Below are 18,538 nucleotides of genomic sequence, written 5' to 3'. Positions count from 1 at the left end.
GGGGTCAATCGCGTCGGTTTGGGCGGTGACTGCGGACTTCTGCTCCGCGCTCATAAGCAGACATCGTTACCGCCCGCTGGCAGGCCCTCGCACTTCCCAGAGCCGCTGTTAGCGCCGGGTCGAAAAATGTTAGTCCTCAGTCGCAGTTACTTCGCTCGCCCGTCATGCAGGACGAAACAGACCTCGTGGCCCGCTGGCGGTTGCAGACAGTCTGAACCGGGCTTCAAAGCACATGAGCCGGAACTGTTTTGGCGGTCGGCTTTGTGCGGAGCTTTGCCGAAAGACAAGCACGCTTTCCAGCGCTTCTCCCTCGGGTGCGGGAAACAAGCTCCGTAGACTGCACGCGTGATTCACTCCGCGAGTGCGCGATAAACTGACGCTCGGCCCATCGTCCGATCTTCAATGTCTTTGCAGACTGCCACCGCGGACGCTTCAATAGCCAATACACTGGTGCGGCCTCCTCTGCTCGACCATCATCCGATCCGCATCAACTCGGCGTCGATCAATTGCTCGACCATCCTACTTGATCGTCGCGTGCACTGTGATTACCGACGTGCCAGAAGCTTTCGGCCCCTTACCTGTTGCCCTAATTACAAAGGTGTCGCTTCCTTTGTATCTGGCCTTCGTCTTGTATTCGTAAGCCGCAACGTTGATCTTCTTGAGCTTGCCGTGTGCGGGCTTTTGCGAGATTTCCGAGCTACTCGTCGCGCCGCGCAACGTGATCGGGAAGATGCAACTGTCCCCAGACGCAATGCTGATGTCGCCGGTCGCGTTCTCGCCCCAATCCGCCAGCTCCATCGATCTGGAACATTCCGGAGCCGCCAGCGCGATAGAAACAGAAGTCGGGCTAGAAGCTCCCACGATAAGCGCCACAATAGCCAAACTGGACAACCGCATCACAGGCTCCTCGATATGCGTTCCACTGACCTCGGCCCTGCCCCGCCGTCGAGCATTGGTCAGCAATCGTCCGCAATGCCAATGGGCGGCTCCGGTTCTAGTGGCGACGGTGATAGCGGGGCGCAGGAGCCATCGCCATTGAGGATCCGAACGCTCCCAACGGACGCATGACGTCCTCCGTCGGCTGGAAGAACCCTGGCATGGCCGCCGCAGCGACGGGGCGTTGACGATCTCGGCCCGCAACCAATGTCCCACCGGATCCCATTTGCACAATCGTCGCGGTCACGTTGCGATGGGTGCAGCGGCAGCCGAGCGCACTCGCGGCCGCAGGCGATAGATCCAGGAACGCGCCGGTGAATGGACCGCGATCGGTTACTGTGACTTGGATCGACCGGCCGCCGCTTTGGACCATCAGGACCGTGCCGAAGGGCAGCGTACGGTGGGCGGCCGTCATTGCTGCGCAGTCGAGTACGCCCCCGGAGGCTGTTCGGCGACCGCACAGGCGGTCACTCCCGCCGTAGTAGGTCGCGCTCCCGGAAAGACGATGCGCCTCGGCCACGGAAGAGAGCGAGAGAAGGACGATGCCGGTCACGACCATGCGTTTCATGCTGGATCCCTCAGGTATGAAAGAGGCGCTGCAACAGCGTCGCGTCACCGCTAAGCCCAGGCGGAGGTCCTAGGGCCCGGCGCAGGAGGTCAAACAGTCGACCAAGCCCACAGGCATTGGTAACTTTGTTGATCGGCAAAGGTGCCGGAAATGGGGCAAATGGAATGCGAGATAGAGCTGCGGGCAACCATCGCCACCAGGCCGGCGCGGCACCGGCAAATAGATACTCTCGCAACTAACCTCAAATGCCTCGGCCCCCCCCCCGCAGTGCGTAGCCGGCATTTCCGCTGGGTCTACGCTTCGCGCCACGGACATCCCGAGGCAAAACGATTGAGTTCATGATCGCGAATAGTTCGAGCGGAAAGGTACGGGCATTCTCGTCGTAGAGAATTATTCCCCACCGCCACAAATGGTTCGCGGTTCACCCCGCAAAATCCAGCTGCGGTCGGGAGAAGATTTTTCTAAAAGCGAACATGGCGGGAACGCGTGCGGCCCGCCCTTACACTTCGCCTCGGCGGATAGACATCGCGTCTCATCATCGAGGCGGCGATGCCCTACTCTTTGAACCGCTCCCAACAGGAGGGGCATGGACGGTTCAGAGTAATCACGATCTTATCGATCGTATTCCAATCCGGTCCCCGCTCGACGATCTCGTCGAGATCTTCCAGCTCCTCGAACGCGATCGTCTGCTGTGGTCTACCATCCAGATAGGAAATTTCCGCCATCCAGCGATCGGGTACCGGCGTCTCTATTAGCGCTTTTGATATGGCCGCTTTCGCTCTGTGGGACACTTTCGCGCTCCGTCGATCGTGTTGGTGATCGTCGATCGCACGAGCATGCTGTAGCAGCTTGTCGAATGTGCGGCTCGAAAAGTCTGAGAGCGAGAAATTTTGTCGGGGAGCTTTGCGAACGTTCGAGATGCGACTGTTGTGGGACGCCAGGGGGCGGTCGCCGGCCACCAGCCCTGCCCCACACCTACACTGCTTCGGGCATTTAAGCTCTATTCAATGCACCCGCTCTCTTCCCACGCGTGACTCTTGCGAAGATTCGCCTCTTGTAACATACTGACGTTCGTCTGCCTGTTACGAGATGGATGATGTCGCAGCCAATTGTCGCCTATTATCGGGTATCGCGCGAGAAGCAGGGTCGGTCGGGGCTCGGTCTCGATGGCCAGCGACGCCTCGTCTCCGCCTTTGCGAGCAACGAGGCAATGGAAATCGCAGGCGAGTTTACAGAGGTCGAGACCGGCAAAGGAGCAGATGCACTAGACCGGCGTCCACAGCTTGCTGCGGCCTTGCGAAAAGCCAAGCAGCTCAGATGCCCGATCGTGGTGGCCAAGCTGGATCGGCTTTCGCGCGACGTGGCCTTCATCGCCGGGCTGATGGCCAAGCGGGTGCCATTCATCGTCACGGAGTTGGGGAAGGACGTCGACCCGTTCATGCTGCACATTTACGCTGCCGTGGCACAAAAGGAGCGCAGCGTCATTGCTGAACGGACCCGCCTCGCCCTTGCGGAGGCCAAGCATCGCGGCAAACGGCTTGGCAATCAAAGACAAGCCGACATCAACAAAGCCGCTGCAGCAACACGGGACGCCCAGCTAGAGCCTATCCTGAAGGCGATATGGGACTTGCCCTACCGCGATATCGCCCAGGAACTGACGGACCGTCAGATTCCTGCACCCCGGGGAGGCGCCTGGAATGCAATGAGCGTGCTGAGGTCGATGAAACGACTGGGCTTAGTTTGAGACTCCGTTAAAACTCGTCAGTTCGGCCGGCAAGCTTCGATGCTTGCGCATCCCTCACGCGATTTAGGAGTCGTGCAATTGGCAGCCGAGCTAACCTAAGGTGAAGCGACGACCATGTGCCTTCCGCTGAAAGCGCAGGCGCGCGATCAACATCCGGCCGCCGTGGCACTGGCAGACGCTGACCCCACGCATGGCCAGATTTCCGCACATTTGGCCATTCCGCTTCTTCGCAATGCAAGTCGGAAGGCCCGGCCGGCCCGGCCTGAACCGGTACTTTACCGCCGCAGCCTGCCACATTGCGTTCCCTGACCCGAACGAACGTCCCATTTGATGGCCTCGACTGAAGAAAGCGGGCCGAACCTCCTATGGGCTAGGCCGTCCGGTCAAGGCACGATCAGTGAAGTCAGTGAAATCAGTGGTTTTGCATCCTGCTCATCTTGTCGTCCTCGCGCGCGCGATCGACCTTGATCCAGGATATCGGACGTTGGCTGCATTTTTTTCATCAAGATAGAAAGTCACTGATTTCACTGACTTCACTGATCACGCTTGGTGGACAGGCGTGCAGTCTTGGCGGCTTGCGCTTGCCCCCGTCATTTTCGTCGCCGCAGCGAGCCGATCGCGCAGCGGCAGATTCGCCCTGGCATAGATGACTTGGCGCCTCCGATTGATGACCCAGAGACCGTCGCGTGTATTGTTCCGTACCACCACATACCCGCACTGCTCGAAGCGGTGCGGAATTTGCCGGCGGTTCTTGCGGTCTCCCAGCCAGATCTCGAACCCGTCAGATGCCATGGCCTGCACTTGGACCAAGGTCACGGCGTCAGGATTGCCAAGGCGATCAAGGACGTCGGCGAGCTCGGCGTCCTCCGGCGCGCGGCTTGCATCAACAATAGCCCAAAAGGCCTCGGTCTTCGGTGGCGGCGCCTTCGGATTGAAGGCAGTCAGATCGATGGAGGCGAGCCAGGCAGCAACATCCCGGTCTCCCCCGTCATCGTACCACCGCCATAGCTCTGTCCAGTATTCTGCGCTGAAGTCTTCCTTAACAAGGTCGCTCCAGGCGACATAGTGACGGCGGTCGTCGGCGGAGAGATAGATGCCGTCCGTCTTGTGGTTCGTCGTGATCAGGACACCGCACACATTCGGCACGCTGTACTCGCGCACATTCTTTTCGTCGATGCGCAGAACATCAGGTGGCGCCGCTGTAACCGCCTTCATGTGGTCGTAAAAGGCGAAGCGGTCGATTTCGCCGAGATCGCGCGCCTCGCTGATGCGAAGGATGACGGACTTGAGGAAGCCATTGAAGCGCCCCAACATCTGCTTGGGCGACACCTCATGCAAATTCCAGGGGCCGACCGCGCGTTTGACCGGTTCGATGAGCGTATCCTTTCCGATACCCTGCGCGCCACCCAACACCAGAGCATGATTGATCTTTTCCTGCGGACGTTGCACGCGGTGCGCCAGCCAGTGCAGTATGTGGTCGGCATCGCCGGGATAAACGCGCCGGATGTGATCGAGCCACCTTCGGGCGCCGCAAGGGTTGCCGCGATCAAGAGTTGGGGGCCGATACAGGTTCAGGATCGTGCAGCCGGCGCGCGGGATCCAGCCCCCCTCGGAGATCAGATGTCCCTCAAGCAGCGCCGGCTCGCCCGGAGCCCATGTCATCTGTTCGACCGGCCGATTCTGGTCCAACCATTTGTTTGCCGACACCGGCCTGCCGGAGCTGGAGGTTTTGACCGGCGCTAGACGCGCATTGACGCTTGAGGCCGGCCACAGTTCTCGCGTCGGCAAGAATATGTATTTGTGCATAGGCATGTAGGCGACAAAATCTTCGCGCCGCAACTCGATTAACTCGTAGCGGCAGCCACCGTGAGCGAACGAGGAAATGAACATCGATCCATCCTCGCGCCGGTACAGAATCGCTTTGCCGCGACCGTAATCCGGGCCTTCGAAAGGATCGGACAAGGTCTTGCTGATAAATTGGTCCGGCTTGGCAAGCACTTCCCCCACCGTAGCGCCGGCCAGATCGGGATCGTCGAAGAGCAGCGGAAAAGTCGAGCCTAATTCCTTTCGGTCAACCCAATGATCCACCTGAGCACGCGCCTCACTTTCGAGGTATCCCATGGCAGTCAGGCGTGCGATATGGCGAGCGCTCCACCTCGCCCGAGCTTCCCGTCGCTCCGGCAACAGCCTGAGCTCCTCAATGGCTCGCAGTTCGCTTCCCTTTGCTCTTTCATACTCGGAGAGCGGCGGACAACATAGCCGTGTGTCGAGCGAGGCTCCGCCATGAGCGACAACCTCACGTTCCATTTGCTCAAGGGGCGGCTCGACAATTGGACTGCCCTCGAAAACTAGACGTTCCGGCGAGCCAACTGCTTTGTCGATAATCGCTCGGTCGAGGAACGAGCCAGCGGCTGAAACTATGCCCCACCCGAAGCCTGCCAGCCAACAACGCTCATACAAATCGGATAAAAATCGCGGAATATCGGCAGCATCGACCACCGGGACCACAATGTGACGGCCTCCTGAGCCGGGGAAGCGCTGACCGGTAATCCGGTGAAGCAATCCACTGCTGGTCGAGGCGCGTTCAACGCAGGCTGCTCCAGAGAAGCCGGGTATAACTTCCTCCAGCGCGCGCCGAACGTCCCCACCCAATTCCTCTATTCGGCGTCTCGTGGCGGCCGGCATTCCTTTGGTATCGAAATCCAGCAGCGCGAGCCCCGGATTGCCAGCACGGAATGTAAGATAATCCAATGTCCGGGCAATAACGGTTGGATCTTTAGCTCCGTCGAGCTCGTCCTTGCGGACCACCCGGACGCGCTCCGGCAGGCCATCTCGAAGGCTGCCAATCGCGTAGGCTTCATTCGATTTCATCGAGGCGATCAAATCGGCAAGCGACTGCACATCTCTGATCGTAGCGCGGCGGGCAAACCCGCGTGCCATGCGGCAGGCAGAACTATCACTGGCGATCTTACCCTCGCGAAGGGCAATCCGCTTCGTGAGCGGGCCGCCGACCTTTTCAAAGACGGTGATCTCGGTCGGCATCATTGTGACGATCCGTCGTCGGCATGTACTGAAACTTGATTCGGAGGGCTCACGCAGACAATTTCCGTCGCGTTACCGCCTACTCCGCGGTTTAAGACCGTCCGTGAATACCTTTGTGCTTCGGTGCCGCGATTGCGACAGCGCCAGGCACAGCGGTGCCTTCTTAGGCACTTGTCTGCTCCTCGACCTCGAAGTTTCCACGCTTGCGGCGATCGGCGGTGATCGCGGCTTTCTCTTCTCGCTTCGCGATCCAATCACTCACAGCCTCATCAGCGATCCGAATGCCCGTACGACCGAGAACCATTTCACGTGGCCCCCACCCCTCACGCTTTGCTCTTTCATAAGTTGATCTCGAGATTCCAACCGAGGAGCAAAACTCATCGACGGTCCAGGATACCCGTGGCACTGGATTGCGCCGACTATTCTCCTCGCGCGATCGACACGCCATGACACTCCTCCTCTTACGGATGGCGAGCGCCTTCGCTCACCTTGTTGAACAAGACTTTGCGCTCAGCTTTCGGCGGAGAAAAGGGCTTTTCTGAAAAACGTGAGCTTGCTTTTGGTTAGCTCAGAAATCGTGGAATCTCGAAAACCGCTGCTGCACAGGCACTTCTTAAACAGCTTTCTTTTAGTTAGTCCCGAACTCGTGATCGAACAGATGCTCGACTGCATTTTGCGCCGCGCTATCGTGCCCACAGGCTGTTTCAAGGAATATCGAGGTGAAGCATGATGACGACCACCTCCAAGCGAAGCGACCGTCTCGATCTACGGCCCATGCTGACTGAGCAAATGGTTCTTGAGCTTGTTCCGATATCTCGCACCACGCTTTTTCGCCTCGAGCGCGCGGGGAAGTTTCCACGCTCGGTCTACGTCAGCCCGAATAGACGCTTTTGGTTTCGTGATCAGGTCGTCGCGTGGCAGACCGCGATTAACGACAACGACGAGCGCAATCCGAAACGAGGACGAGGCAAAGGTCGCCGGCGACGCGCCGCCTAATTCCCGGCCTGTGGTTCGGTAGATATGTTGTCCCACAAAGACGGAGAGTCACATGATCAATGGATTCGCACACGAGCGACTCGTTCCTGTCTGTCACCCTAGTCCCTACCGGGCTACGTCATAAAATCGCGGGACGAAAGTGTTTGCGCGGAAGTGCCACCTTCGGTCACGAAAGTGGCATGGCCGACGATAAAATTCATTGAAGCCCTCAGTCGCGTGCGAGCTGGCTCTGTGACATGCTCTCGCCGCGGTTGGTGGTACTCGCAGGAGGGCTATTGCCGCTTCTTAGACCATAGGTTTTTTGTCTCCGTGCTAAGACATCCCGGGGGTTGGACGGTAGATCGAGAAGATCTAGACGTGCCGCGCGACGAACGCGGTCCTCCCGAGATCCTTCGCACAGATGCCGGCGTACCGGTTGTGTTTTCGCAATTCTGGCTGGCCGATCTCGCAGCGAAGAGTCCTACCGTATTTGGACTTAGGTGGCTGGCTGGCATTTTGGATAAGCGTGTGGATTAGCTCGCGTTCGACGCTGCGAAAGAAAGACAGCGAGAAGCGGGCGTTTCTTGAGTTTGACGGCCAAAGCGCGAGCGATGCGCCGCTTCAAAGCTAGCGGTGGGTCCGCCGAAATCCGACACTTTGGCGACGAGTGATCACCGGCAGCACGGGAAAGCCCTTCTCAGCTCGTTGCCGTTGTCGGCATTCCCGATGTATCCTTCCGCGAGACCCCTTGGGCAGGAGGCATACAGTGGTGGCGGGGACCGGGATAGACGAAGCGCTCAGGTTAGAGGCAGTTTATCTTTCGACCCCGATACCGCGCAACGACGCCGTGTTGACCGTACTTGGCGCAGTCTTTGATAAGGTCTACTTCCCTGGCGTCCACATGCCGACGACAGGCTATGATCCGAAGGACGTGAAGAAGGAGATCGAGCGGCTCATCGCGTTGAACGACGCCCGGTACGAAACCCAGTTGTTGATCCGTGCGATGAAGTTGGCGCTCAAGGCGAAGACCCTCGAAGGCTTCTGCGAGTTCGTCGGCGATCCTGACGACCCCTTTTTGCACAAAGACCCCGTCCCGGATCAACTGATCAAGGCCCTGTACGAGACAATTAACGGACCGCCACGACCGGGCTTCACTCCAATGTTTAACTCCTCAAGCGTGAAAGGTCTTGGTGGCTATACCGGTCCATCGCTCATCATGCCTGGCGACTACCACTACATCGCCAGAGCCATGATCCACTCGGGCCGCACAGGCGTGCCGCTGCTAAATGATGTTCCCGGCCTAGAGTTGCCGGGCACGCCTGCCACCGCACCAGTTAATGATGCTAAGCTCTTAGCCGCGATCTTAGCTGTGGAGTGCACCCGCATTGCGCTGCCTCCAGTTCCGCTTCTTCGTCCTGAAGACTTGATGGAGTTTCGGGAAAGCAACGCCGCCCTCCTGCGAGGCTTTCGCCGCTCGATGCTGCGATATGCGGCCGACCTCAATGGCAAGATCAAGGGCATGGATGCTGACGAGTTCGAGCGGCAAACCAAGTTTTTTATCGATACCCAGATCGTTCCGGCGATGGACGAACTAAACGTTGCCATGAATGATCCTGCCCGTCCTTGGCACAAGCGCGCTATCGATACTTTGAAGATTATCCCCGAGATTGGCGGGGCTTACCTCGCGGGTGGTTCAGCCGCAGCTCTCACCAAAGCCTTAACATCTGCCGCCGCCCAATTCTTCGTTGAAGTTGCGGCAAAGGGCGACAAGGAAGAAACTCTCAAAAGAAGCGGTCTGACGTATCTCTTGCGTCTCAAGGCTTTTCACGACGACAGAAAATAAGCGCTAGCCGCGCTCTCGACAACACTCGTCGACCCCGGGCTGGCAGCGGCGGTCAAATGACGGTCTCGGTCATCGCGTTCGTTCCTATTTCCAACCAGAGTGCCTTCCGGAACATCCAGTGCGACTCGAAGTGCGGCGATGCGGGCGTTGTTCGGCATTTCCACGAGGGTTGTACTCCGACGTACCTGCTATTTTTGCAGCATAAATTGGAACGTGGGACCTGCAAACTCGCCGCCCCTTCAAAACTAGGGCCTATCGGGGCCCATTGGGTTGGAGCGGGACGTCTTCTCGGCCGGCAAAAGCCGAAAATGCCTTACTTTTCAAAAATTTATGCCGCTCTCAACAAAACAAGAAATAGCTGGACGCAAGGACCACACGGTTTTGCCGTACGCACGGCCCGCCATTTCGCCGCGGTTTTTCCAGCCCTGTCGACGGAGCCGGAAACCTGCTGGCGAGACGGACCTGTCAGCGCCGTTCGTCCGCACGAAGCCCTGGGCTCACGGAGAGCAATCCGCCCTGCCCTTGGCCTCTCGCGCCCGACGCTGCCGCGTCCACCGCAAAGCCCGGCTCGCGAAAATGACGACCACATGATCGCCCCTCATGGATGAGCCGGGATGGGCGACACATACGACAAATCCGAATTTCGGTAAAGCGGAATATTTTTAGGCGCGCGGGTTGACAGCTTCGCAGGTGTTTTGCCCGTCGGGCAAGATCTCGCAGCTGTAGCCCGGATGAGCGAAGCGACATCCGGGGTCTTGCCACAAGCTACAGCGGTCCCGGGTATCGCTGCGCTCATCCGGGCTACGACGAAACAGCCATGGCGAAAACAGCCGACTAATACGGCTGATAATAGCCGCGCGGCCCGTAGTAGGGACCGCCGCCGTAATAGCCCGGGCCGCCGTAGTAAGGACGCTGACCATAGTAATAGTTGTCCTCATAGTACTCGCGGCGCCGCTGCTCGGCGATCACCCCGCCGATGATGCCCGCCGCGGCACCCATGACGGCAAGGCCCGCAGCGTTCGAGCCGCGTCGATAGTAGCGACGTCGGGCTGCGCTGAAATCGGTGACGTCGGAGGCAGCCTGACCCGCCGTGACGACCTTTGCGGACACCGCCTTGGCCGGTCCCGCGGACGCCGCAGCCGAGGGCGATGCAGAGGTTGCGACCAGTGCCAGGCTGGCGACCGCGGCCAGTACAATGCTGCGACCAGCCGCGGAATTCATCGGTCCATCACTCATATTGTTTTGACCTTCCTCTGCTCTCGCCCAAATTGACCTATGCAAACGATATATAATGCGCAAACCGCTGAAATGGTTCGTGATCGCGGCAATCTGCCACGCTTTGAACGATTGTAACCCGAACCACCAGATGCAGCTTGAACCACTCAACCTGAGCGGATAATGAACAGCCGCGCCGTTTTTCGGTCGCCGTAAGCGTTTCACGTGAACCAACGCATCAACCGACGCCGTCGGGATCGATGCCATTTGCAGGGTTCAACGTGACTGACGCGTCCTTTTCCGTAAGAGAAATCAGATGATTGCGGTTCGCAAACTGCCGGCGCGCTATGCGCCGATCGTAATGCCCTTTGTGCTGTCCATCCTCATGACAGCCGTGGTGTCGGTCATTTCGACGCTTCGAAGCCTCGGCGCAACGCCGGCCTTCCTCGCGACCTGGCCGGGCGCCTGGGCACTGTCATGGCTCGTTGCCTTTCCCACGCTGCTGATGGTGCTGCCACTGGTCCGACGGATCGTGGCGTGCGTGGTCGCTTCTCCGTCTCAGTGAACCGGAAAGCGCCTGGCATCGCGCTTTACGACAGCGCCCCCAGCACCCCGCGCGTCGCCTTGTCGATCTCCTCGACATAGCGGCGGCGGGCGAAGTTCTCGGTGAGGAAGCCGACCACCTTGCGGCTGTCGGTGGAATCGACCACCGCCAGCATCTCGGCTTCCGCCTCGTCGAACACCGCCATCGCCGACTTCACGTTCATTTCCGGGATCAGCACGATGTCGATCAGACGGGCGAGCTCGATCACCTGGATGTCGTCGGCGATGGCGTCGAGGTCGCTGGAGAACAGATCGGGCAGCAGGACGAGGCCGACATATTCATCCGCATTGTTGACGATGACGATTCCGGGCCGCGAGCCCAGCGCGAATTCGCGGCGGACGGCAGCGATCGTCGTGGTCGACGGGACCTTGCCGACGTCGGAGCGCATCAGGCGCTCGACGGTGAGATTACGCAGCCAGCCAACGTCGTTGGCGCTGCGGATGGTCTCGCCGCGCAGATGCAGGCGCCAGGTCGAGAACGAATGGCCGAACATGAAGCGGACGCAGATCGAGGTGACGATGCAACCGGCGAGCACGACGGCGGTGACGTCGACATTGCGGGTCATCTCGAGCACGAGGAACGACATGGTCAGCGGGCCGCCAACGATGGCGACGCCGAGCGTCGCCATGCCCGTCAGCATCGCGACCAGCGGATCAATCACGAAATCCGGGCTGATGAGCAAAAGGATTGCGGCGAAGAACTTTCCGATCAGGCTGCCGACAAACAGCGAGGCAAAGAACAGACCGCCGCGGAAGCCCGAGGCGAGCGAGATCAGGCAGGCCGTCAGCTTCAAAGCGATGATGATCGCGATCAGGCCGATCGTCATGTCGTGAAAGAGGTCGAGCACCATGGCACCGTGGCCGGCCGCCAGCACCTGCGGCGTGACGATGGCAAAGCTGCCGACGATGAGGCCGCCAATCACCGGGCGCAGCCAGACCGGCAGCCAGGCAAATAGGCGCTCGAACATCGAAGACGACCGCATCACGGCGATGCCGACGCCGCTGGTGATGAGGGCGAGACCGATCAGGGCCAGGTACTGCTCGACGCCGACGGCGCTGACCTTCGGTATTTCGATGGAGTACGGCGCGCCGCCGAGCCATTGCGCAGTCAGGGCGCCGGCAAGCGAGGCCGCCAGTATCGGGGCGGCGCTGCTGACCGAATAGACACCGACGATCAGCTCGCAGGCGTAGAAGGCGCCGGTGATCGGCGCGCCGAACGCTGCGGCGATCGCGGCGGCAGCGCCGCAGCCGACCATCAGGCGCAGATCGTTGCGGCGCAGATTGAAGAACTTGCCGAGCAGCGAGGCGATGCCGGAGCCGATCTGGGTATAGCCGGCCTCGAGGCCGACCGAGGCGCCGCAGCCGTTGGAGATCAGCGTCTGGCTCGACACCACCAGGCTGTCGCGCATCGACAGATTGCCGCCGCGCAGCGCATTGGCCTCGATCGGGTCGACCGCGCTGGAGATCTTCATCCGCCGCCGCGACCATTCCATGATGCCGAGCGCCAATCCGCCGAGCGCAGGCGCGATCAGCGCCGCCCAGGGACTGACCCAGGCGTTGGCCGACAGGCGGACGTCGACGGGAATGCCGTAGATGAGCATATGGGCAATCTGCGCGATCTCGGCCATCAGCGTCACGATGGCGCCGGCCAGCGTGCCGATCACCAGCGCGAGCGGGATCAGGTAGAATTCGTTGCTGCGCAAGAGCGCGCGCAGGCGAACCATGACGCGGTTCGATCCCTTGCGATCGACGAGATGTCTGATCCGCACGAACACCTTCTGCTCGCCCTACCCTTCCGACATGCCGTAGCCGGCCATGCGCTGGCGAACCCGCTCGATCTCGGCGCTCGAGAGCAGCGGCGGTTTCCCGATCTGGAGACAGCCGTGATATTGCCGCGCCAGGGTCTCGACCTCGACGGCGAGCCACATCGCCTTGTCCAGCGTCTTGCCGATCGCGATCATGCCGTGATGGTCGAGCAGGCAGGCAAGCCGCCCCTCCAGCGCCCGCACCGCGTGTTCGGACAGTTCCTCCGTTCCGAAGGTGGCATAGGGCGCGCAGCGGATGCTGTCGCCGCCTGCGGCCGCGATCATGTAGTGCACGGGCGGGATCTCCATGCCCATGATCGCCAGGATGGTGCAATAGGTCGGATGGGCGTGGACCACGGCGTTGACGTCCGGCCGGGCCTTCAGGATGTCGCGATGGAAGCGCCACTCGCTGGACGGCTTCTGATCGGGCGCGTGCGAACCGTCCATCGCCATGAACACGATCTGGTCGGGCGTCATGGCCTCATAGGGCACGCTGGTCGGCGTGACCAGCAGCCCGTCCGCATGCCGGACGCTGATATTGCCCGAGGTGCCCTGGTTGATGCCGAGCGCATTCATGCGGCGGCAGGCGTCGATGATGGCCTGTCTCTTGGCGGGCTCGTCCGCTGTCATCGACATCTCGATTTCTTCTCGGCTTCTTGGCGATGGGCGTTTGTCAGACCGGAAGTACGTCAAAGCAATATGGCAGCGCAAGCGAAAGCGACCGGATCGCCCGTCGTCTCGCCGGCCGGGCCGCGGCTCCACGAAATAGACCGTGGAATCAACGGATTAACGGATCGTCGCAATCCTACGGCAGGCTCGCCCGGACGGCCGCGATGCCGTTGATCACGAACTGCACGGAATAGGCGGCGAGCAGCATGCCGAGCACGCGCGACAGCACCGCATTTCCGGTGCGCCCGAGGGTGCGGGCGATCAGGCTCGCGGAGAGAAAGCACAGCATGCAGAGCAGGCACACCGCGAGGACGATCGCGATGATGATGGCGAGCCTCGCCCCGTAGCCGGCATTGCCCGTCAACAGCAGCGTGGTCGCGATCGCGCCGGGACCGGCCATCATGGGGATGGCCAGCGGAAACACCGCGACATCGGACGCGTGCTCCGAGGTCGCCTTGTCGGCCTCGCGGGCCTCGCGATGCGGGCGGTCGCCGAAGATCATCTGGTAGGAGACGCCGAACAGCAGCAGCCCGCCGGCGATCTGGAAGGCGGGGATGCCGATCCCGAGCTGCCGCAGCAGCCAGTTTCCGACCAGCGCGATCACCACCAGGATCGAGGCCGCGATCAGCGGCGCGCGCAGCGCGATCGTGCGCTTGACCGTGTCGGGCATGCCCCCGGTCGCGGCGAGGAAAGCCGGCGCAAGGCCGACGGGATCGACCACCAGCAGCAGCGTCACGAAGGCGGACAGGGCGAAGTCGAGCATGCGGGTGGGTCTCACGCAAGGTGCAGCCGCAATCCATAACGGCTCGGGGCGGCCTTCGCGAGGAACATTTGCCCTCCCAGAGTCTTGGTCGCGCGAGGATTGAGGAGGGCATCGCCTTCCCGTGTCACCTCGAGAGGAGGGATTATGGCAAAACGAACAAAGAAACGTGCGAACGCGAAAAAGACCGCGGCGCGCCGCCCGCGTCAGGCGCCGAAGATGTTGAGCGACCTGTTCCTGGAGACGCTGAAGGACATCTATTACGCCGAGAACAAGATCATCAAGACGCTGCCGAAGATGGCGAAGGCGGCTCACTCCAAGCAGCTCTCCGCCGCCTTCAACAAGCATCTGCGCGAGACGCAGGGCCAGGTCAAACGCCTTGACCAGATCTTCAAGATGCTGGGCAAGCCCGCGCGCGGCAAGCCCTGCGAGGCGATCAACGGCATCACCGACGAGGGCGCCGGGATCATGAAGGATTTCAAGAACGCCCCCGCCCTCGACGCCGGCCTGCTCGCCGCAGCGCAAGCCGTCGAGCACTACGAGATCTCCCGCTACGGCACATTGCGCACCTGGGCCGCGGAGCTCGGCATGCCGGACGCCGCCAGGCTGCTCCAGGCGACGCTCGATGAGGAAGAGGCGACCGATCACACCCTGACCGAGCTCGCCACCTCCGTGATCAACCTCGAAGCGGAAGGAGAATACCGCGCCGCCGCCTGATCTGCGCGCCGCGCCCAACTGTTGCCTTCGACGCCGCGGAACATCGCCGCGGCGTCGTGGCGTCTGATTGCAAGGGCCTCCTCGGGTTCGAGGGGACAGGCATGCTCCAAACGCGCGATGCTGGAATTCCGGGGAACCGTCCCCATATGCTGGTCTTCCAAACGCAGCGCCTTTCCCGAGTCTTGCCATGCAACCCAAAAATCCCCTCGACTGGATGCTGTCCGAAGCCCTGGACTCGCTGACCCGCGCCGACCGGCTGCGGCAGCAGTTCGGCCGCCAGGAAGCCTGCTGGGAGCCGCCGATCGACGTGCTCGAAACCGAGCATGAGCTTTTGATCCTGGTCGCGCTTCCCGGCGTCAATCCCGATAATGTCGAGACGGTGATCCATGACGGCGCGCTCGTGATCTCCGGCCAGCGCACGCTTCCGCCGGAGCTTCGCAACGCCCGCATCCACCGGCTCGAGCTGCCGCAGGGCCGCTTCGAGCGGCGCATCGCGCTTCCCCTTGGCCGCTACGCCATCAGCCGCTTCGTGATGGACGGCTGCGTCGCACTGCGCCTCGCCAAATCCTGAGGTCGATCATGGCCACCGAACAGATGAATACCGCCCAGACCAATTCCCAAAACAATACCGACGTGAAGATCCCCGACGACGCGCTGATCATCATCCCCGTGCGCGAGATGGTGCTGTTCCCCGGCGCCATCGCGCCGATCGCGATCGCGCGGCCGAAGTCCATCGCCGCCGCGCAGCAGGCGCTGCGCGAGCAGCGGCCGGTCGGCATCGTCCTGCAGCGCAGCCCCGAGATCGAGGAGCCCGGGCCGGACGATCTCTACCGGGTCGCGACCATCGCCAACATCGTGCGCTACATCACCGCGCCCGACGGCACGCATCACATCGTCTGCCAGGGCGTGCAGCGCGCGCGCATCCTCGACTTCCTGCCGGGGACGCCGTTCCTGGCCGCGCGCTTCCAGCAGATCCCCGAGCCGACCACGACCTCGCCCGAGATCGAGGCGCGCGCGCTGAACCTGCAGCGCCAGGCGATCGAGGCGATCGAGCTGCTGCCGCAGGCGCCGCCCGAGCTGGCCGCGATGTTCCAGGGCACCACCGCGCCCGGCGCGCTGGCGGACCTGGCGACGTCGTTCATGGACATCAAGCCGCAGGACAAGCAGGAGGTGCTGGAGACCATCGACCTCGCCTTGCGGGTCGAGAAGGTATCGAAGCATCTGGCCGAGCGGCTGGAGGTGCTGCGCATCTCCAACGAGATCGGCCAGAAGACCCGCGCCAGCTTCGACGAGCGGCAGCGCGAGGCGATTCTGCGCGAGCAGATGGCGACCATCCAGCGCCAGCTCGGCGAAGGCGACGGCAAGGCGGCCGAGGTCGCCGAGCTAACGGCTGCCATCGCCAAGGCCAACATGCCGCCGGAGGCGGAGGCGCACGCCAAGAAGGAGCTACGCCGCTACGAGCGCATGCCCGAGGCTGCCGGCGAAGCCGGCATGGTCCGCACTTACCTCGACTGGCTGATCGAGCTGCCCTGGGCGCTGCCCGCGGAGAAGCCGATCGACATCAAGGAAGCGCGCCGCATCCTGGATGCCGATCATTTCGGCCTGGAGAAGATCAAGAGCCGGATCATCGAATATCTGGCGGTGCGCAAGCTCGCCCCGCAGGGCAAGGCACCGATCCTGTGCTTCGTCGGCCCGCCCGGCGTCGGCAAGACCTCGCTCGGCCAGTCCATCGCACGCGCGATGGATCGCCCCTTCGTGCGCGTCAGCCTCGGCGGCGTGCATGACGAGGCCGAGATCCGCGGCCACCGGCGCACCTATATCGGCGCGCTGCCCGGCAACATCATCCAGGGCATCAAGAAGGCCGGCACGCGGAACTGCGTCATGATGCTGGACGAGATCGACAAGATGGGCCGTGGCGTGCAGGGCGATCCTTCCGCTGCCATGCTGGAGGTGCTCGACCCCGAGCAGAACGGGACGTTCCGGGACAACTATCTGGCGGTGCCGTTCGACCTGTCGCGCGTGGTGTTCATCGCGACCGCCAACATGCTGGACCAGATTCCGGGTCCACTGCTGGATCGCATGGAGCTGATCAGCCTCGCCGGGTACACTGAGGAGGAGAAGCTGGAGATCGCGCGGCGCTACCTGGTGCGGCGGCAGCTCGAGGCCAACGGCCTGACGGCCGAGCAGGCCGAGATCGAACCGGAGGCGCTGAAGCTGGTCGTCAAGGGCTATACCCGCGAGGCCGGCGTGCGCAATCTCGAGCGCGAGATCGGCAAGGTGTTCCGCCATGCCGCGGTGCAAATCGCCGAGGGCACGGCTGCCAAGGTCGTGGTGACGCCCAAGGACATCGCCACCGTGCTCGGCCAGCCGCGCTTCGAGGGCGAGATCGCGCAGCGCACCAGCATTCCGGGCGTGGCCACCGGCCTTGCCTGGACGCCGGTCGGCGGCGACATCCTGTTCATCGAGGCCTCGCGCGTGCCGGGCCGCGGCGGGATGATCCTGACCGGCCAGCTCGGCGACGTCATGCGCGAGAGCGTGCAGGCTGCGATGACGCTGGTGAAGAGCAAGGCCAGCCAGCTCGGCATCGATCCACAGCTGTTCGAGAAGAGCGACATCCACGTTCACGTCCCGGCGGGCGCAACCCCGAAGGACGGGCCGAGCGCGGGGGTTGCGATGTTCACGGCGCTGACGTCCCTGCTCACCAACCGCACGGTGCGCAGCGACACCGCCATGACCGGCGAGATCTCGCTGCGCGGCCTGGTGCTGCCGGTCGGCGGCATCAAGGAGAAGGTGGTGGCTGCGGCCGCCGCCGGACTGAAGCGGGTGATGCTGCCGGCGCGCAACAAGCGGGACTACGACGACATCCCGAAGAGCGCGCGGGACAACCTCGAATTCATCTGGCTGGAGCGCGTCGACGAGGCCATCGCCGCAGCGCTCGAGCCGGCCGCGGCCAAGATCGAAGCGGCGGAGTGAATGCGATGAAGAAACTGCTGGAAAGAGCAAAGAGATCGCGGAAGACGCAGCGGCTGCGCCAGCTGCTCGATCGCGCCATCGACGGGGTTCGCGATGCGCTCGCGGGACCCGAGCCGCGGCTTCAGCCGATCCCGGTCCGCGTCAGGCGCCGCAAGGGCTGAACCCCTCCGCTTCAGCCCTCGCGGTCGTCGAATACAAAAGGCCCCCTCCTGCGAGGGGGCCTTTGCTTTATCAGGCCACGGCGTCCTTGGCAGCCTTGACCGGGCGGGCGCGGACGATCTTCCGGGCCGGCTTGGCCTTGAACATCATCTCTTCACCCGTGAACGGGTTGGTGCCCTTGCGCGCCTTGGTCGCGGGCTTCTTGATGACCACGAACTTGGCGAAGCCCGGCACCAGGAACAGGCCGTTCTTCTTGAGCTCCTTGTGACCGACGTCGGTCAGCGTCTCCATGACGCTCTTGACGTCGCGCTTGGAAAGCTCGGTGGCGGTCGCAATCTTTTCGATCAACTGCGATTTGGACATTTGGGCTGGCATCGTGTCTCCTCTGATTCGTTGCCGGTTGCATATTAGACCAACCGGCGAAGGCCTAGAGCCTTCTGCACAGTTATGTCGCGATTTTACGGGCTTTTTTGGCCCTCTGTGGCAAAAAACCCTGCTTTTTAGCTACTTCCGGAGCGGGAAGAGCCTC

General features: G+C 61.9%; 17 protein-coding genes. 8 read left to right on the top strand and 9 right to left on the bottom strand.

The genetic code is table 11. The features are described from left to right. Positions 1–519: 519 nt before the first annotated feature. The 3 genes from XI08_RS35475 to XI08_RS35465 all read right to left on the bottom strand — a co-directional run bounded on the left by XI08_RS35475 (position 520) and on the right by XI08_RS35465 (position 2,295). Positions 520–897, bottom strand: coding sequence for a hypothetical protein (locus XI08_RS35475; protein ID WP_038967951.1), 378 nt, complete (start codon positions 895–897; stop codon positions 520–522). A 97-nt stretch (positions 898–994) separates the two neighbouring features. Next, positions 995–1,504 (bottom strand): septal ring lytic transglycosylase RlpA family protein, encoded by a 510-nt coding sequence (locus XI08_RS46085; protein ID WP_333928941.1) that lies wholly within the window; start codon positions 1,502–1,504, stop codon positions 995–997. Between the two features lie 554 nt (positions 1,505–2,058). Then, positions 2,059–2,295 carry a hypothetical protein gene (locus XI08_RS35465; protein WP_271577967.1) on the bottom strand — a complete coding sequence of 79 codons (237 nt, stop codon included), beginning with the start codon at positions 2,293–2,295 and terminating at the stop codon, positions 2,059–2,061. Positions 2,296–2,600: 305 nt separating this feature from the next. Here XI08_RS35465 and XI08_RS35460 point away from each other — a divergent pair, with 305 nt between their 5' ends. After that, positions 2,601–3,248, top strand: a complete 648-nt coding sequence (locus tag XI08_RS35460) for a recombinase family protein (RefSeq protein WP_333928940.1) — start codon at positions 2,601–2,603, stop codon at positions 3,246–3,248. Positions 3,249–3,788: 540 nt separating this feature from the next. Here XI08_RS35460 and XI08_RS35455 read toward each other — a convergent pair. After that, entirely contained in the window at positions 3,789–6,293 is a 2,505-nt protein-coding gene (locus XI08_RS35455) for a primase-helicase family protein (RefSeq protein WP_271577965.1), read from the bottom strand. Between the two features lie 723 nt (positions 6,294–7,016). On the opposite strand from XI08_RS35455, the gene XI08_RS35450 reads away from it, so the two are divergent. Together XI08_RS35450 and XI08_RS35445 are read left to right on the top strand one after the other, a co-directional pair. Next, on the top strand, positions 7,017–7,286 hold the full coding sequence (locus XI08_RS35450) for a helix-turn-helix transcriptional regulator (protein WP_271577964.1): 270 nt from the start codon (positions 7,017–7,019) through the stop codon (positions 7,284–7,286). Positions 7,287–8,031: 745 nt separating this feature from the next. After that, complete coding sequence (locus XI08_RS35445) at positions 8,032–9,108, top strand: hypothetical protein (protein ID WP_271577963.1); 1,077 nt, start codon at positions 8,032–8,034, stop codon at positions 9,106–9,108. Positions 9,109–9,942: 834 nt separating this feature from the next. On the opposite strand, the gene XI08_RS35440 is transcribed toward XI08_RS35445, so the two are convergent. Beyond that, entirely contained in the window at positions 9,943–10,344 is a 402-nt protein-coding gene (locus XI08_RS35440; protein WP_271577962.1) for a hypothetical protein, read from the bottom strand. Positions 10,345–10,639: 295 nt separating this feature from the next. Between XI08_RS35440 and XI08_RS35435 the strand changes: the two genes are divergently transcribed. Continuing rightward, complete coding sequence (locus XI08_RS35435; RefSeq protein WP_027546509.1) at positions 10,640–10,888, top strand: DUF2798 domain-containing protein; 249 nt, start codon at positions 10,640–10,642, stop codon at positions 10,886–10,888. A gap of 25 nt (positions 10,889–10,913) precedes the next feature. Here XI08_RS35435 and XI08_RS35430 read toward each other — a convergent pair whose 3' ends face one another. The 3 genes from XI08_RS35430 to XI08_RS35420 form a co-directional block, all read right to left on the bottom strand. Beyond that, positions 10,914–12,701 (bottom strand): chloride channel protein, encoded by a 1,788-nt coding sequence (locus XI08_RS35430; protein WP_271577961.1) that lies wholly within the window; start codon positions 12,699–12,701, stop codon positions 10,914–10,916. 12 nt (positions 12,702–12,713) lie between these two features. Continuing rightward, a complete protein-coding gene (locus XI08_RS35425) occupies positions 12,714–13,367 on the bottom strand; it encodes an L-fuculose-phosphate aldolase (protein WP_271577960.1) in 654 nt (217 codons plus the stop codon). A 169-nt stretch (positions 13,368–13,536) separates the two neighbouring features. Continuing rightward, positions 13,537–14,163: a MarC family protein gene (locus XI08_RS35420; protein ID WP_271577959.1), complete on the bottom strand. Its 627-nt coding sequence runs from the start codon at positions 14,161–14,163 to the stop codon at positions 13,537–13,539. Positions 14,164–14,307: 144 nt separating this feature from the next. Here XI08_RS35420 and XI08_RS35415 point away from each other — a divergent pair, with 144 nt between their 5' ends. The 4 genes from XI08_RS35415 (at position 14,308) to XI08_RS35400 (ending at position 18,011) form a co-directional block, all read left to right on the top strand. Then, positions 14,308–14,877, top strand: a complete 570-nt coding sequence (locus XI08_RS35415; protein WP_271577958.1) for a YciE/YciF ferroxidase family protein — start codon at positions 14,308–14,310, stop codon at positions 14,875–14,877. A gap of 187 nt (positions 14,878–15,064) precedes the next feature. Further along, positions 15,065–15,448, top strand: a complete 384-nt coding sequence (locus XI08_RS35410; protein WP_092188000.1) for an Hsp20/alpha crystallin family protein — start codon at positions 15,065–15,067, stop codon at positions 15,446–15,448. Between the two features lie 8 nt (positions 15,449–15,456). After that, on the top strand, positions 15,457–17,850 hold the full coding sequence (lon, locus tag XI08_RS35405; RefSeq protein WP_271577957.1) for an endopeptidase La: 2,394 nt from the start codon (positions 15,457–15,459) through the stop codon (positions 17,848–17,850). 5 nt (positions 17,851–17,855) lie between these two features. Next, positions 17,856–18,011, top strand: coding sequence for a hypothetical protein (locus XI08_RS35400; RefSeq protein ID WP_271577956.1), 156 nt, complete (start codon positions 17,856–17,858; stop codon positions 18,009–18,011). Between the two features lie 70 nt (positions 18,012–18,081). On the opposite strand, the gene XI08_RS35395 is transcribed toward XI08_RS35400, so the two are convergent. After that, positions 18,082–18,384 carry an HU family DNA-binding protein gene (locus tag XI08_RS35395; protein ID WP_008139488.1) on the bottom strand — a complete coding sequence of 101 codons (303 nt, stop codon included), beginning with the start codon at positions 18,382–18,384 and terminating at the stop codon, positions 18,082–18,084. Positions 18,385–18,538 lie beyond the last annotated feature (154 nt).

The sequence above is a fragment of the Bradyrhizobium sp. CCBAU 11361 genome, from assembly GCF_028128935.1.
In the GTDB taxonomy this organism is placed as follows: Bacteria; Pseudomonadota; Alphaproteobacteria; order Rhizobiales; family Xanthobacteraceae; genus Bradyrhizobium; species Bradyrhizobium niftali.
This window is presented reverse-complemented; position numbering and strand designations above follow the sequence as displayed.